This is a genomic window from Nocardia sp. NPDC057455 (genome assembly GCF_042802775.1).
Classification (GTDB): Bacteria; Actinomycetota; Actinomycetes; order Mycobacteriales; family Mycobacteriaceae; genus Nocardia.
In genome coordinates this window covers 17,083-32,139 of sequence record NZ_JBHVDM010000082.1, presented here as the reverse complement: position 1 = coordinate 32,139, position 15,057 = coordinate 17,083, and the positions used below count along the sequence as shown (strand labels likewise).

15 protein-coding genes are annotated in these 15,057 nt (G+C 68.8%); 5 read left to right on the top strand and 10 right to left on the bottom strand.

The annotated features are described in order from the left end of the window. Positions 1-508, bottom strand: a 508-nt coding sequence (locus ACFU5M_RS26545) for a hypothetical protein (protein WP_379053529.1), incomplete at its 3' end; no start/stop codon positions are given. Positions 509-690: 182 nt separating this feature from the next. Between ACFU5M_RS26545 and ACFU5M_RS26540 the strand changes: the two genes are divergently transcribed. Further along, positions 691-1,341 (top strand): DUF6968 family protein, encoded by a 651-nt coding sequence (locus ACFU5M_RS26540; protein WP_379053528.1) that lies wholly within the window; start codon positions 691-693, stop codon positions 1,339-1,341. A 193-nt stretch (positions 1,342-1,534) separates the two neighbouring features. Further along, positions 1,535-2,899 (top strand): wax ester/triacylglycerol synthase family O-acyltransferase, encoded by a 1,365-nt coding sequence (locus ACFU5M_RS26535; protein ID WP_379053527.1) that lies wholly within the window; start codon positions 1,535-1,537, stop codon positions 2,897-2,899. 64 nt (positions 2,900-2,963) lie between these two features. Here the strand turns inward: ACFU5M_RS26535 and ACFU5M_RS26530 are convergent, their stop codons facing one another. Then, positions 2,964-5,075, bottom strand: a complete 2,112-nt coding sequence (locus ACFU5M_RS26530; protein ID WP_379053526.1) for an AMP-binding protein — start codon at positions 5,073-5,075, stop codon at positions 2,964-2,966. Positions 5,076-5,368: 293 nt separating this feature from the next. On the opposite strand from ACFU5M_RS26530, the gene ACFU5M_RS26525 reads away from it, so the two are divergent. After that, complete coding sequence (locus ACFU5M_RS26525) at positions 5,369-5,602, top strand: hypothetical protein (RefSeq protein WP_379053524.1); 234 nt, start codon at positions 5,369-5,371, stop codon at positions 5,600-5,602. A gap of 6 nt (positions 5,603-5,608) precedes the next feature. Here the strand turns inward: ACFU5M_RS26525 and ACFU5M_RS26520 are convergent, their stop codons facing one another. The 3 genes from ACFU5M_RS26520 to ACFU5M_RS26510 are packed head-to-tail and all read right to left on the bottom strand — an operon-like array spanning position 5,609 to position 7,360. Then, complete coding sequence (locus tag ACFU5M_RS26520; protein ID WP_379053522.1) at positions 5,609-6,448, bottom strand: RNA polymerase sigma factor SigF; 840 nt, start codon at positions 6,446-6,448, stop codon at positions 5,609-5,611. After that, complete coding sequence (locus tag ACFU5M_RS26515; RefSeq protein ID WP_379053520.1) at positions 6,438-6,875, bottom strand: anti-sigma factor; 438 nt, start codon at positions 6,873-6,875, stop codon at positions 6,438-6,440. The genes ACFU5M_RS26520 and ACFU5M_RS26515 overlap by 11 nt, the downstream gene beginning before the upstream one ends. A 5-nt stretch (positions 6,876-6,880) precedes the next feature. Further along, positions 6,881-7,360, bottom strand: coding sequence for a Dps family protein (locus tag ACFU5M_RS26510; protein WP_379053519.1), 480 nt, complete (start codon positions 7,358-7,360; stop codon positions 6,881-6,883). 286 nt (positions 7,361-7,646) lie between these two features. Between ACFU5M_RS26510 and ACFU5M_RS26505 the strand changes: the two genes are divergently transcribed. Further along, the gene (locus ACFU5M_RS26505) at positions 7,647-8,678 is read left to right on the top strand and encodes an NAD(P)/FAD-dependent oxidoreductase (RefSeq protein WP_379053517.1); all 1,032 of its coding nucleotides are present in this window, start codon (positions 7,647-7,649) and stop codon (positions 8,676-8,678) included. A 68-nt stretch (positions 8,679-8,746) separates the two neighbouring features. Further along, on the top strand, positions 8,747-10,234 hold the full coding sequence (locus tag ACFU5M_RS26500) for a mannitol dehydrogenase family protein (protein ID WP_379053515.1): 1,488 nt from the start codon (positions 8,747-8,749) through the stop codon (positions 10,232-10,234). On the opposite strand, the gene ACFU5M_RS26495 is transcribed toward ACFU5M_RS26500, so the two are convergent. From ACFU5M_RS26495 to scpB, 5 genes are all read right to left on the bottom strand, one after another. After that, positions 10,231-10,989 (bottom strand): acyl-[acyl-carrier-protein] thioesterase, encoded by a 759-nt coding sequence (locus tag ACFU5M_RS26495; protein WP_379053513.1) that lies wholly within the window; start codon positions 10,987-10,989, stop codon positions 10,231-10,233. The genes ACFU5M_RS26500 and ACFU5M_RS26495 overlap by 4 nt on opposite strands. 143 nt (positions 10,990-11,132) lie before the next feature. Then, positions 11,133-12,548 carry a ribosome biogenesis GTPase Der gene (gene der, locus ACFU5M_RS26490; RefSeq protein ID WP_379053512.1) on the bottom strand — a complete coding sequence of 472 codons (1,416 nt, stop codon included), beginning with the start codon at positions 12,546-12,548 and terminating at the stop codon, positions 11,133-11,135. After that, the gene (gene cmk, locus ACFU5M_RS26485; protein ID WP_379053533.1) at positions 12,545-13,252 is read right to left on the bottom strand and encodes a (d)CMP kinase; all 708 of its coding nucleotides are present in this window, start codon (positions 13,250-13,252) and stop codon (positions 12,545-12,547) included. Before cmk ends, der begins: the two co-directional genes overlap by 4 nt. 35 nt (positions 13,253-13,287) lie before the next feature. Beyond that, the gene (locus ACFU5M_RS26480) at positions 13,288-14,367 is read right to left on the bottom strand and encodes a pseudouridine synthase (RefSeq protein WP_379053511.1); all 1,080 of its coding nucleotides are present in this window, start codon (positions 14,365-14,367) and stop codon (positions 13,288-13,290) included. A gap of 9 nt (positions 14,368-14,376) precedes the next feature. After that, complete coding sequence (scpB, locus tag ACFU5M_RS26475; RefSeq protein ID WP_379053509.1) at positions 14,377-15,033, bottom strand: SMC-Scp complex subunit ScpB; 657 nt, start codon at positions 15,031-15,033, stop codon at positions 14,377-14,379. Between the last annotated feature and the right edge of the window lie 24 nt (positions 15,034-15,057).

The following is a 15,057-nucleotide window of genomic DNA, read 5'->3' as shown; positions in this document are numbered from 1 at the left end:
ACAGCGGCGCGGTCGTCGTGTTCGAGCGGCCCACGCGTTCGTCGTTGATCAAGTGATAGGCGCGCCCCAGATCGTCGAGCGCTCGCTCCCATCTGGTGTCCGCGTCGTGGCCGCGGGGGTTGCGGCTGAGCAGCAACAGGGTCTCGGCCGCATCCGTCGACCGCGCGGCGGCGTCCAACAGGACCGGCACCGGCTCCACGTTGGTGCCCGCCGCCAGCGCGCCGATACGGTCGTGCAGCCAGTGCGCGTCGAAACGCACCTGTTCCGTAGGGTTCTCGCCGTTCACCGGGACGGTGCTCACCGCGGCGGCCTTGGCGGCCGATTCGTCGTCCATCGTCGTGGTGACGACCTGGCGCAGCTCACTGCTCGCGATCCGGTGTAGCAAACCGATGAGCAGGACCCGCTCAGCGTCCGGACCGCGCAGACCCGTGCCACCCAACCACCCGCCGACCTCGTCCGGGTCGACGCGCAGAATCGAAAGAACCGCTCGCAACTGCGCAATCGTCACCACTTCGTCCGCCCCTCCTCATCGTCGCGGCCCCACCATCACACCTCGGCGACAGCCTGCCAAACCCGAGGCGCGTTAACCGTCCGGTAACCCTTTTGCCGTCCGGCGTGTCTTCGCTCTGCGGCCCAGGTCACTTCGAACCGCAGGATAAACCGGGGGCCGACTTGGGTACTCCAGAATTCATGAGAGCGATACCGGCGCGGGTCACTGGCGACACGACCACGCCCGCGGTGCGAGAGTCCGGACACGGCGGTGCGATCGCGAGCACGAAATGGCGACGGATCAGGGAGGTGATCGCCACCCGCACCGTCGCCGATGCCACGCGAGAAGTGTCGATCGAGGTGGGGAAGCCGCAGATGGCACCGGGTGACACCGGCGTGGTGTGCGGATTCCGCATCCAGGGCATCGGCGAGCGATGGGCGCATGGCGTCGACTCCATCGCCGCGCTCTACCGCGCCTTCGAAGAAATCGCTCAGGAGCTGCGGCAAGCCAACAGCCACGGCGCGCACTTCGTGGTCGCCGAACCGTCCGACCCCGGCTTTCCCGTCGCTCCCACCCGCCCGTCGCGCGCCGCCACGACGGCCGAGCACGAGTCACAAGCTCTCATCGCGGCCCGCACCCTGCGCGATGCCGACAGTTCGTTGTCGATCATCATCGGCAGGCCCTACCTGGCGGCGGACCGGCGCCGGCATCTGTGCCGGTTCCACATCAGCGAGCAGGGCGCCTCGGTGGCCAGCGGTGTCGACGAGATCCAGGCGCTGCACACCGCGGTCAGCATGATCAGCGAACGCCTCGAGCTGCCGCAGGATTGGCCGGTCAGCCGCCTGTCCTGAGCCCGAGGCGCACAATTCGCGGCGAACCGCCCAGCCGGTCCGGATTCGGCATCGAATCATCGGTGGGTGGATGGTCGTTCGACCGGCACGGGTCGCCCGTGCCATGAGCAGTCCGGCACGCCCGTCGCCGACCGTCCCCCCGTCCTGATCCAGACCGTGGCGGAGTCGCGGCGTCGCCAGGAGGGAACTGCCCATGGAATTCATCTCGCCCGTCGACGCCCTGTTCCTCCTCGCGGAATCACGCGAGCATCCGATGCATGTCGGTTCGTTGTCGATCTTCGACCCCGCGGACGGCACCGGACCCGAGTTCGCCCGGCGCGCGTACGCGACGCTCGCGGGCGATCAGGACTTCCACCCCATGTTCCGCAAACGCCCGGCTCGGCTGTTCGGCACTCCTCAGCTGGCCTGGGCCGTGGACAGCGCCGTCGAACTCGACTATCACGTTCAACGGTGGGCGCTGCCGGAACCGGGAGGTCTGGACGCCCTGACCGAGATGGCCGCCGGGCTGCACAGCACCCTGCTCGACCGGCATCGGCCGCTGTGGGAGGCGCATCTGATCGAAGGGCTCGCCGGCGACCGGGTCGGCTTGTACGCGAAGATGCACCACGCGCTCATCGACGGCGTCGGCGCGCAACGCTTGTTGCAGCGGACGCTCACCACCGACCCGGAGTCGGGTGTAGCGCTGGTGCCATGGCATCTACAGCCTTCGACCGGGCACCGGGAGCACTCACCGCGCAGCCACACCCTCGGCACCCGTGCGCGTGCGCTGATCGCCGCGGCGGGCTCGGCCGCTTCGGCCTTGCGCCTGGCTCGTACCGCGCTGGTCGAGCAGCAGCTCACGCTGCCTTTCGCCGCTCCGCGCACCATGTTCAACGTCCCGATCGGCGGAGCCCGCCGCTGCGCCGCGCGCTCGTGGCCGCTGGATCGGATTCGTCTGGTCAAGAAGATGACCGGCACCACGCTCAACGACGTGGTGCTGGCCATGTCGGCGGGTGCGCTGCGCGCCTATCTGCTCGAACATCTCGCGCTGCCGGACAAGCCGCTGATCGCCATGGTCCCGGTCTCGCTGCGCCCCGAATCCGACGACGGCGGTGGCGGTGGCAATGCCGTGGCGGCGCTGCTGTGCAATCTCGCCACCGATCTGCCCGACCCGGCCGCGCGGCTGGCGGCGATCAGCTCCTCGATGCACCGCAGCAAGGAAATCTATCGCACGCTCTCCCCCGTGCAGGCGGTCTCGCTCTCGGCGCTGACCCTGAGCCCGCTCGCCCTGTCGCTGCTGCTCCCGGCCACGGTCGCGCTGACCAGCCCACCGTTCAACATCGTCATCTCCAACATCCCCGGGCCGCGCGAACCCCAGTACTGGAACGGCGCCCGCGTCGCCGCCAGCTATCCGCTGTCGATCCCCCTCGACGGCCAGGCGGTGAACATCACCCTGACCAGCAATGCCGACAGCCTGGACATCGGCATCGTCGCCTGCCGCCGCAGCGTGCCGGACGTGGCCAGGCTGCTCGACCATTTGGAATCCGCGTTGACCGACTTGGAGGACACCGTCTTCTGACCGGACGCCGCGCCACCGCAGAGCGCCGAACCGGCGGCCGGGCCGACGGATCGCCGCTCGGAGGTCAGGACGAACCCGCCGTCCCGAGCCCGTTGATCGATGGCGGCAGCTCCGGTTTCGCCGCAGCGGGGCCGGCCAGCAGGCGCTTGAGGATCTTGCCGGTGTCGCCGCGCGGCAGCGCCGAGAGGAAGGTGACCTCACGCGGGACCGAGAAGCGGCTCAAGCGGTTGCGGATGTAGGTACGGACCATGTCCGAATCGAGCCCGGCCCCTTCGCGTTTCACCACGAAGGCCACCAGCCGTTGACCGAATTCGTGGTCCGGAACACCGACCACCGCGACGTCACTGACCTGCGGCAAGTGCGCTAGCGCCTCTTCGACGGGGCGCGGGAAGACGTTCTCGCCGCCGGAGATGATCATCTCGTCGTCCCGGCCTGCGATGAACAACCGCCCCGAGGCGTCCAGGTAACCGAGGTCGCCGGTGTCGAGCATGCCGTGCGCCTCGTCCGGCGGCGCCGAGTTGACGTAACCGTCGAACAGCATGTGGTTGCCGACGAAGATGTGGCCGGTGGCGCCGATCGGCAACCTGCGGTGGTCCGGCCCGAGCACGGCGACCTTGGTGCCCAGCGGTGGGCGTCCGGCCGTGGTCGGCGAAGTGTGCAGGTCATCGGGGGTCGCGATGGTCGCCCACGAGACCTCGGTGGAACCGTAGACGTTGTACAGGACGTCGCCGTAGACCTCCATGAATCGCTCGACGGTCGCGCCCGCCAGCGGCGCGCCGCAGCTGATCATGTGCCGCAGGCTGGAGGTGTCGTAGCGAGCGCGCACGTGCGCGGGCAGGTCGAGGATGCGCTGCACCATGGTCGGCACGACGATCACGGTGTTGACCTCGTGCTCCGCGATGCGGCGCAGGCAATCCTCCGCGTCGAACCGCCCCGCCAGCACCACGGTCGCGCGCAGCGCGGTACTCAGCTGCAGGCCGGCCAGCCCCCAGGTGTGGAAGAGCGGGGCCGGGATCAGCATGGTCTCGTTCATCTGCATCGGGATGCGCGACAGCAATGCCGCGATGGACCCGAAGCCCTTCGGATGCGGCCTGCGCGCTCCCTTCGGCGTCCCGCTGGTCCCCGAGGTGAGCACGATGAGCCGCCCCGGCTGGGCAGGCGTGCGGAAGGTCGTGTGCCCCTCGGCCACGAGCTGGTCCACCGTCGTCCGGTCGGGTACAGGGGGCAGCTCGTCGGTGTTGTAGCGCGGGATGTCGGCGTGCAGATAGCGCACCAACTCCTCGAGGTCACCGTCGACGAACAGCGCCGTGAGCCGGTCGCGCTGGACGATCTCCTCGATGGTGCGGCCCGCCAGCCCTGCGTTCAGCAGAGCCACGTCCACGCCGAGTTTTCCCGCGGCGACCATGCACTCGACCATGGCCGCGTGATTGCGTGCCAGCAGCCCGATGGCGTCTCCCGGGCCCAGACCGTGCGCGGCCATCGCGCCGGCCAGCGCATTGGTGCGCTCATGCATGTCGGCGAAGGAGCGGGTGCCGTGGTCGTCGATGATCGCGGTCCGCTCGGGAGTGGACGCCGCACCCGCCGCGTATCCGCCCGCCAGGTTGAAACCCCACTTCGCCAGTGAGCGCAGCTGTCTGAAGCTGCGATCGAGCCGGACCGGCAGCACGACGCCGCTGGCCACCATCTGCCGCGCGACGCCCGCGTTGCGCCGGATCGGCGAATCCTCCCCGTTGACCACCAGGGAGGTTCGTGCGCCCTTGGCGACGTCGGCCATCCGCTTCAGTCCGCTCTTGGTCCATTCCGCGATCGCCACATTGGACAGCTCCGCCACGCGCGGGTGCACGCGGCTGGGCGCGAAATAGGTGACCGTGACTTTGGTGCGCTCCTCGTCACCGTGCAGTCGCACCGACGCGAAGCTGCCCAGTGCGGCGTACTGCATCTCGAAGCTCTCGTACCACCGGCCTACGCTGAGCCGGATCTGATGGGTACGGATGCCGGACTCGTAGGTGCCGACGCGCATCTGCCAGACCACGTTCCCGTCGGCCGACTGGATCTGCTCACACGCGCCGATGCCGGTGAACATGCGCGGATAGGTCTGCGGTTCGAGCAGCAGATCCCAGATGGTCTTGCGGGCGATAGCGAATTCGGCGACTACATCGATGACATCGGTAACCAACTTGTGCACTTCTCGTCGGCCGGTTCGAAGAACTTCGGGTCGGCGGGTAGCTCCTTTGTAACGTCAGTCACAGGTAAGGTCAAGTAGCTCGGGACTCGTCGCCACTACCAGCGGTACGCAGGAAATATCCTGCGATTGCCCAGCATTCACCTGAGGCTGGGAACCGGCCCAATTCCCCCGCGCGGCGCCTGTGAATGAGCCCAACGATCACCCGAACGCCCACGGGGCGGCGACGGCCGGTCCTAACGTCGCAGACGCCTGCTCGGCAGGACCGCACGCTGGCTGGAGAGGTTATGGACGACAAGCCCGCACGACGAATCGCGCACTCCCGCGCCGAGGAGATCCTCGACTTCTTCGGCAAATGCCGAGCGTGCGGCTATCCCGCTTACGCGGAGAGCACCACACTGCGCTACGACAACGGCGAAATGGAAACCAAAGTCATCGCCGGCTGCGCCTTACCGTGCGGCTGGACGAGCGAGGTCTGCGCCAGCCCGATGACCGGATCGGTCGCCCGCCCGCGCACGTAGGGGAAGTCAGGCCGCGCGCGAGGCGAGTTCGTCGGAGTCGAGCGCGCGCTTGCGCAGCTCGCCGAGAATTCGGGCGAGGATGCGCGACACCTGCATCTGGGAGACGCCCAGTTGTTCCGCGATCTGAGTCTGGGTGCGGCACTCGTAGAAGCGCATGATCAGCACCTGCCGATCGCGCGGCGGCAGCTCGGCGATCAGGGGACGCACCGCCATCGCCTGCTCCAGCAGGTTGTAGCACGGTTCTTCCGCGCCGATGGTGTCGGCCAGCGCCTGCGGCGCACCTTCGCCGTCCTCGCGGCCGCCGGCGTCCAGGGAGTTGGTCTGGTAGGCGTTGCTCGCGATGAGTGCCTGGGTGACCTCGCCGAGCTCGACGTCCAATTCCTCGGCGATCTCGCGTGCCGTCGGCATCCGCCCGAGGCGATGCGACAACGTCTCGGTGGCCGGGCCGATGCGCAGCTGAATCTCCTTGAGCCGCCGCGGCACTCGCAAGGACCAGGTGTGATCCCGGAAGTGCCTGCGCACCTCGCCCATGATGGTGGGAACCGCGAAGCCGAGGAAGGAGCTGCCGCGGGAGACGTCGAATCGGTCGACCGCGAGCACCAGCCCGACCCGGGCGATCTGCAGCAGGTCCTCATAGGACTCACCGCGGCCGGAGAACTTGCGGGCGATGTGTTCGGCGAGCGGAAGACACCGTCGCGTCACCTCCTCGCGCAGCGCGGCGCGGTGCGGATCGCCCTCCTCCATCGAGGCCATCTTCTCGAACCACGGCTCGATGTTGTCGTAGCTGTCCCCGGCGCGCGTACGGCCCGTCGTGCCATTCCCGTCGGTCGTGAACTCACGTGTCATCAAATGGCCCTCGTTCCCAACTGAATTCGATAACGGTCGGATACCCGCCGATCTCGGAATCAAAAGAGTCACGAGAAATTGACAGGGAACTGGTGAGCAGGCGTACGAGTTCCCAGCTCAACGGATCGCCTTGGGCCACCTCGTCGCCGAACGCGGCGACGGAGTCGACGCGCACGCTCATCCGGTCCGCGCCGTAGGTGAACGCGCAGCCGAGCACCGAGCCGGGCGCGACGCCCGCCAGCAGCATGGTGGCCGACTCGTTGATCGCCAATCGGATGTCGGCGGCCGCGTCGAGCGGGACGTCGGCGACCAGGCAGACGGTGTCCGTCATCGCGCGGATCAGGGCCAGGTGTCGCGCGTCGGCGGGGATCCGCACCGCGACCGTGGTGGTCTCGGTGGCGGGCGCGCCGAACGCGCATGTGATCACCCGCATCAGACTGTGGCGAGCTGCGCTTGCCACATCCAGTGCAACTGCTCCAGTCGCGCCGCGATTGCCAAGAACAGATCCTGGGTCACCGGATCGGCCTTCTCGGTCGCCGCGATCCGTTCGCGCAGCCGCTTGATCACGGCGGCCAGGTTGCCGACGATCGCATCGATGATGTCGGTATCCTGCTGCCAGCCCTCGCCGATACCGATCGCGCCGGAATCCTTGGCCACGGTCCCCGCGCGCCCGTCCGGGCTGACCCCGACGGCGGTGGCGCGTTCGGCGGCCGCGTCCGTGAACTCCCGTGCCACGGTCACCAATTCGTCCAGAGCGAGGTGCACCGAGCGGAAGTTGGAGCCGACCACGTTCCAGTGCGCCTGCTTCGCGATCAGCGACAGGTCGATCAGGTCGACCACCGTATCCTGCAGCGTCTCGCCCGCGATGCGCTGCTGCTCCGGGTCCAAGGTACTGGTGATGGGTTGGGACATCGTTTCAACCTTTCTGCCGTCGATCCGGGTATCGACGGTCTACCCAGTCATGCCGCGATAAACCTCCCGGTAGGTCCCCGGACCGGGAGAACGGGGTGGACGCCCCGGCGCACCGCGCGGGTTCAGGGCCGGCCCTTTCGGTCTCGGGCACGGAAACGATCGAGTGTGGCGAAATCGACGGCCGGATGGCGGACCGAGAGTGTCGCGGGCCGAGGCAACCTCGGCCCGGGTTGCTGATTCAGCAAGAATATTTGCCGATTCGGCCGCACCTTCGGCACTGTGTGGCATGACAGAAGAAAAGCAAGTGGATGTGGTGGTGATCGGCGGCGGAGCGGCCGGTTTGTCGGCGGCACTGACCTTGGCGCGGGCGCGCCGCTCGGTGGTCGTCCTCGACGCGCGCGAGCCACGCAACGCGCCCGCCGCGGGTGTGCACGGGTGGCTCACGCGCGACGGCATCGCGCCGACGGCGTTGCTGACGATCGGCGCACGGGAAGTGGAGCAGTACGGCGGGCGGATCCGGTACGGGCGGGCCGCGACGGCAGAGCGGACCCCGGACGGATTCGTGGTGGACACCGACCGCGGCGAGCGGTTGCACGGTCGCCGATTGCTCGTCGCGACCGGGTTGGTCGACGAACTGCCACCGATCGACGGCTTGCGGGAACGATGGGGCCGCGACGTCGTGCACTGCCCGTACTGCCACGGCTGGGAGATCCGCGACCGGCCGATCGGCGTGCTCGGCTCGGTGCACCACGCGCTGCTGTTCCGGCAGTGGAGTGCACGAGTGACGCTGCTTCGGCACACCTCCCCCGCCCCGGCCGCGGAACAGGCCGAGCGGCTCGCGGCTCGCGGCATCGCCGTGGTGGACGGTGCGGTGCGCGCGCTAGAGGTGGTGGACGACCGCCTTTCCGGGGCCCGGTTGGAATCCGGCCGCGTGGTGCCGATCGCGGCGCTGGCGCTCCCACCGCGGCTGGTCGCCCATGACGGCTTGCTGATCGGTCTCGGCGTCGAGACCGCCGAGCACCCTTCGGGATCGGGCACGCACGTGGTGGCCGATGCCGGTGGACGCACGTCGGTTCCCGGCGTCTGGGTAGCAGGTAATGTGACCGACATCCTGGCCGGGGTGGTGCAATCCGCCGCCGGTGGCGTGACCGCCGCCGCCGCGCTCAACGCCGATCTCATCGAAGAGGACACCCGGCTGGCCGTGCGACGGTGGCGCACCGCGGGATTCGCCGCGGACGTCGAGCGAGCGAATTCCGAGCGAGTCCTCGGCGCCCGGCGCCACGGGCTGGACTCGCTGCTGCCGACTCCGCCGAGCTGACCGCATCCGGCCGATCCGGCACCGCCACTGCACTAAAGTGTGATCCACACAACACGGGGAGGTGCGTGATGCCGGATCCGACCGTGACGCCCTTACGGGCGGCGACCATGACGGAATTCACCGATCGCGTCTCGACCCCGACTTATGACCGATCCCGGATCTCCACCGGCATAGTGCATTTCGGGGTCGGCGGGTTCCATCGAGCGCACCAGGCGATGTACGTCGACCGCCTGCTCGAACGCGGGCTCGGGCAGACCTGGGGCATCTGCGGGGTCGGCGTGCTGCCCGGTGACCGCCGGATGCGCGATGTGCTCCGGGCGCAGGACGGTTTGTACACGCTGTCGGCGGTCGCGCCGGACGGCACCTGGACCACACGCACGATCGGCTCCCTCGTCGAGTACCGGTACGCGCCGGAGGATCCCGGGGCCGTCGTGGCGAAGCTCACCGATCCGGCCACCCGGATCGTCTCGCTCACCATCACCGAGGGCGGCTACCACATCGACGCCGCCACCGGGGAATTCGACGCCGACGACCCCGCCATCCGCGCCGATCTCGCCGGGGACGCGCCGCCCGCCACGGTTTTCGGGCTCGTCACCGAAGCGCTCGTGCGGCGCCGATCCCGGGGTATCGCGCCGTTCACCGTGCTGTCCTGCGACAACATCGAGGGCAACGGGGACGTCGCGCGCCGGATGTTCGGCGCCTTCGCCGCACTGCGTGATCCCGCGCTCGGAACTCTGCTGGCGGAGCAGGTGCACTTCCCGAATTCGATGGTGGACCGGATCACCCCGGTGACTCCCGCCGGGGCGACCGGTGAGATCGAGCGGCGGTACGGGCTCGCCGACCGCTGGCCGGTGGTGACCGAGCCGTTCGCACAGTGGGTGCTGGAGGATTCGTTCGGACTCGGCCGCCCGGCCTTCGAGGAAGTCGGGGTGCAAGTCGTCGAGGACGTCACCCCATACGAACTGATGAAACTGCGGCTGCTGAACGCGAGCCACCAGGCGCTGTGCTACTTCGGATATCTGAGCGGCTACCGGCTCGTCCACGAAGCCGCACAGGACCCGGCCTTCCGGCGCTTCCTGCTGCGCTACATGGACGCCGAAGCGACGCCGACGCTGCGTCCGGTGCCCGGGGTCGACCTGGACGCCTACAAGCGGACGCTGCTCGACCGGTTCGCCAATCCCGCGATCGGCGACACCATCGCCCGGCTGTGCGCCGAATCCTCCGACCGGATCCCGAAGTGGTTACTGCCGGTGGTCCGAGCGCAGCTCGCCACCGGCGGCGCGATCGACTGCGCGGCGGCGGTCGTCGCGAGCTGGGCACGCTATGCCGAGGGTGTCGACGAGCGCGGGGCGGCGATCGAGATCGTCGACCGGCTCCGTGACCGGCTGACGCCACTCGCGCGGCGGCAACGCGAGCAGCCCACCGCCTTCCTGGGCGAGCGCTCGCTGTTCGGTGACCTGATCGATCACCCCCGGTTCGTGACCGCGTATCTGGCGGCGCTGGACAGCCTGCGCACCAGAGGCGCCCACGCCACCGTCGAGGAACTGGCCCGTTAGCGCGGGGTGACGCGGGCGATCGCCCGGCAGTCGGCGCCGACCGCGAACCATACGTCCAGGCTGGAGTCGGTGCGCCGGGCGACAAGCTCGACGTCCTCGCCGGACCGCACCGGCTTGCCGTACTCGACCACCACGCGGTGCGGAACGGACTTCAACTCGGTGTGATCGGCGAGCACTTCTTCGAGGGCGGTGAGATAGACCGCGTTGTTCATATGGTCGAGCAGGTCTATGTCGGTGACCCGCAGCGGGAAACGCCGCACCTGTACACCGGGCTCGCCTACGGCGGGCATGGGATCGGTGAGCTCGGCCTTCCAGCGCAGCCGATGCTCGGTCGTGCAGGCCAGCATGGGCGCGAGGAACCGGTCGCTCATCCGGGCCGGGACCCCCGATTCGGTGCCGAAATGGATCAGGAAGCTCTCGGTCTCCACCAGACCGCCCGCACTTCCGCAGATCTGGACCCGCATCGTGCACCACCGGGTGGATGTCGCCGAGGGCCAGCGCCGCAGGGTCGCCCACTCTCCGAACGCGAGAGGCTTGAGCGCGTCGACCACCGTCCTGCGGATCACCCACAGTCGATGGATGTCGCCGTCCTCCAGGACATCGAGATGGTCGTACCCGACGTCCTGGAGGTAGCGCGCGACCCCGTCGAGCCGCAGCCGCTGGTCGCGGTCGGTATCGGCGAGACGCACGGGCCATCCCGTCTCGAACGGAGTCAGGACGGCCGGCGGTTCCGGCAGCACGCTGGGAGTGACCATAACCGGATGATGCCAGTCATTTGCCATCATCGCGATACCTACGCGCAGATCGTCATCTACCCGAGAAGAAAAGGTCTTCTACTAGGAAATTTCCCGAAAGGCCGACTGTCGATAACGATCGCCAAAAGTTAGCCAAGTGCTCGCTATTTCCTGCGGTCCCGCTTCTCCCGCACCCGCACCGAGATGCGCACCGGCGAGCCGTCGAAACCGAACTCCTCGCGCAACCTGCGCTCCAGGAAGCGCCGGTAACCCGCCTCCAGGAACCCGGTGGAGAACAGCACGAACGTGGGCGGCCGCGTGGTCGCCTGCGTGGCGAACAGCACGCGGGGCAGCCTGCCACCGCGCATCGGCGGCGGGGTCGCGGCGATCACTTCCTTCAGCCAGGTGTTGAGCCTGCCCGTCGAGATGCGCTTGTCCCAGGACTCGAGCGCGGTCTCCATGGCGGGCACCAGCTTCTGCACCGCGCGGCCGGTGTGCGCGGAGATGTTCACCCGCTGAGCCCACGGCACCCGGACCAGATCGCGGTCGACCTCACGGTCCAGTTGCAGACGGCGATCCTCGTCGACCAGATCCCACTTGTTGAACGCCAGCACCAGTGCCCGCCCGGAATCGGCGACCAAGCTGATCACCCGCAGATCCTGTTCGGTGATCGGCTGCGAGGCGTCGATCAACATGATCGCCACCTCCGATGCCTCCAGTGCGGACTTGGTGCGCAGCGAGGCGTAGAACTCGGTGCCGCTGGCATTGCTCACCTTGCGGCGCAACCCGGCGGTGTCGATGAACTTCCACACCTTGCCGCCCAACTCGACGAGGGAGTCGACCGGGTCGACCGTGGTGCCCGCGACATCGTGCACCACGGAGCGTTCGTCGTCGGCCAGTTTGTTCAACAGGCTCGACTTGCCGACGTTCGGCTTGCCGACCAGCGCCACACGACGCGGGCCGACGCCGCCGGTCCCCTCGCGCGGCGTCTCGGGGAGCACGGCGAGCACATCGTCGAGCAGGTCGCCGGTGCCGCGGCCGTGCGCGGCGCTGACCATGCGCGGCTCGCCGAGTCCGAGCGACCACAGCGCCGCCGCTTCCGATTCCACCCGCTGGTCGTCGACCTTGTTGGCGACCAGGATGACCGGGACTGCGGAGCGGCGCAGTTTCCGCACCGCCGCCTCGTCGGTGGCGGTGGCGCCCACGACGGCGTCGACCACGAGCAGGATCGCGTCGGCGGTATGCATGGCCAGTTCGGCCTGGCGGGCCACCGATTGCTGCAGCCCCTTCGCGTCGGGCTCCCAGCCACCGGTGTCCTGGACGAGAAAACGGCGACCCGCCCAATTCGCCTCGTAGGACACACGGTCGCGGGTCACGCCGGGAATGTCCTCCACGACCGCTTCACGGCGGCCGAGGATCCGGTTCACCAGCGTCGATTTGCCCACGTTCGGGCGGCCGACCACCGCGAGCGTCGGCATCGCGACGTGCGCCACGTCCTCGAATTCGCCCTCGAGTTCGGCCAGCTCCCAGTCGGCCTCGTCGCTCCAGACGCCGTCGCCTGCCAGCACGTCCTCGTTCATCGGTCACCTCCGGTCCGGTACGCCGAGACCTGCTGCGCGACAACGCGATACAGCTCGTCGATAACCTCGTCCATGGACAGTTCGCTGGTGTCGACGCTCACCGCGTCCTCGGCCGGGCGCAGCGGGGACACCTTGCGGGTCGAGTCGAGGGTGTCGCGGCGCTGCACGTCGGCGAGCACGCCCGCGTAGTCGTCGCCCCGGCCCTCGGCGATGTTCTGCTGATTGCGCCGGTTTGCCCGCGCCTCGGCGGAAGCGGTCAGATAGATCTTGGCGTCCGCGGCGGGCAGCACGACGGTGCCGATGTCGCGACCCTCCACCACGATCCGCCCGGCGGTCGCCGTGATGTCGCGCTGCATGGCGACGAGCAGGTCACGCACCTCGGCCACCGCGGACACCGCGGACACCGCCTTGGTGACGGCGTCGCCGCGAATCTCCGAGCGCACGTCCTCGCCGTCGAGTTCGATCACCTCGCGACTTGGATCGGTGCCGACGGACAGCGGCAGTTCCTTCACCGCGGCGGCGATGGCCGCGGTATCGGTCAGTTCGATGCCCGCGCGCAACACGCGCAGCGTCGCCACCCGGTACATCGCGCCGGTGTCGAGGTAGCGGGCGCCGAGCCGGGTGGCAAGGCGCCGCGACACGCTCGACTTCCCGGTGCCCGACGGCCCGTCCATGGCGATCACCAGCGGGCTCGTACCGGCCATCCGCGCCGGCGCCTGCACCGGGATCTCCACACCGTTCACAACGACACCGCCTCGTAGAGTTTGCCGATTTCATCGCGGCCGAGCACCCGCAGCGTGCCGGGCCGTTGGTCGCCCAGCGCGACCGGGCCGATATTCGTGCGGACCAACCGGATGACCGGATGGCCCACCGCGTCGAGCAGGCGGCGCACGATGTGCTTACGTCCCTCGTGCAACACCAGCTTCACCAAGGAACGTCCCTCACCCAGCTCGAGCACCTGGAAGCGGTCGACCTTCGCGGGACCGTCCTCCAACTCGACGCCTTCCTTCAACCGCTTGCCGACCGCGCGGTTGTTCACCTCGCCCTGCACGGTGGCCAGGTAGGTCTTGGAGACCTCGAAGGACGGGTGCATGAGCCGGTGCGCCAGATCGCCGTCGTTGGTGAGCAGCAGCAGGCCCTCGGTGTCGGCATCCAGCCTTCCGACGTGGAAAAGGCGCTGACCAGCGGCGATACGCTCCGCCACGATGTCGCCGACGCAGGGGCGCCCGAGATCGTCGGACATGGTGGACTGCCAGCCCTTGGGCTTGTTCAGTGCGACGTGCACCAGTTCCTCGCGCACCACCACGCGGGTGCCGTCGACGCGCACCACGGCGTGCTGCGGGTCGATGCGCAGGCCCTGCTCGCGCACGATCATGCCGTCGACCTCGACGCGGCCCTGCGCGATCATCTCCTCGGCGGCCCGCCGCGACGCGACGCCCGCCTTGGCGAGAACTTTCTGCAACCGCTCGCCTTCGCCCCAGGGGAGTTTGGCGTGACCGCCCGACGCGTCGGGCTCTACGTTCTGGTGGCGCGCGGGCTTGGCGTTGCTCAACAGCGGCGGCGCCGTGACCTGTCGCTGCGGCTTGGGCTTCTTCTTGCCGGCCGGGGCCGGGTGCCGCTGCGGGCTGGGAGCCTGGCCCGATCCGCGCTGGGCGGATCCGCGGCCTGCGCCTGCCTGCTGGCCGCCACGGGCGGTGGTGCCCCGTTGGGCCGAACGGGCGTCGCGCGAACTCGAGTTGCGGCTCGCGCCGCCTCGTTCGGGCTGTGCGCCGCGTTTCCTACGATCCGGTGTGCCATCTCGGCGAGCGGGCGTATTCATGATGTCCTGTCATTCTTCGGTACCGAGGTCCAAATCGGCCTCGGCGGGTTTCCTCAACCTGGTGTAGCGGGGGTCCGTCTCCAGGCTCTCGTTGATCTCGTCGATCAGGTCGACGCCCGGAAGCAGGGGCGCCAGTGGCGGCAGGTCGCTCAGCGAAGCGAGCCCGATCCGTTCCAGGAACAGCTCGGTGGTGCGGTACAGCGTCCCGTTGGTCTCCGGGTCGACGCCTGCCTCGGCGATCAAGCCCCTGGCCAGCAGTGTGCGCATCACCCCGTCGACGTTCACGCCGCGCACCGCGCTGACCCTGGTCCTGGTCACCGGCTGACGGTATGCCACCACCGCCAGCGTTTCCAACGCCGCCCGGGTCAGTTTCGATCGGGAGCCGTCGAGCAGCATCCGTTCCACATACGGCGCGTACTCGCTGCGAGTATAGAAGCGCCAGCCGTCACCGACGAAACGCAGATCTATCCCGCTGGATCGCGCCGACAGCTCCGCGGACATCGCACGCAGGGTGTGCTCGACCCGCTCCGGGCTGTCGCCGAGGGCGGCCGCGAGCTGGTCCACCGGCGCGGGAGCGTCGATGACCAGCAACATGGCCTCCAGCGCCGAACGCAGATCGGCGTCCTCCAGCGGCTCGGGAGTGAGTTCCACCACTGTCTCACTCACGACGGCGCCTCGCCGCGGCTCGGG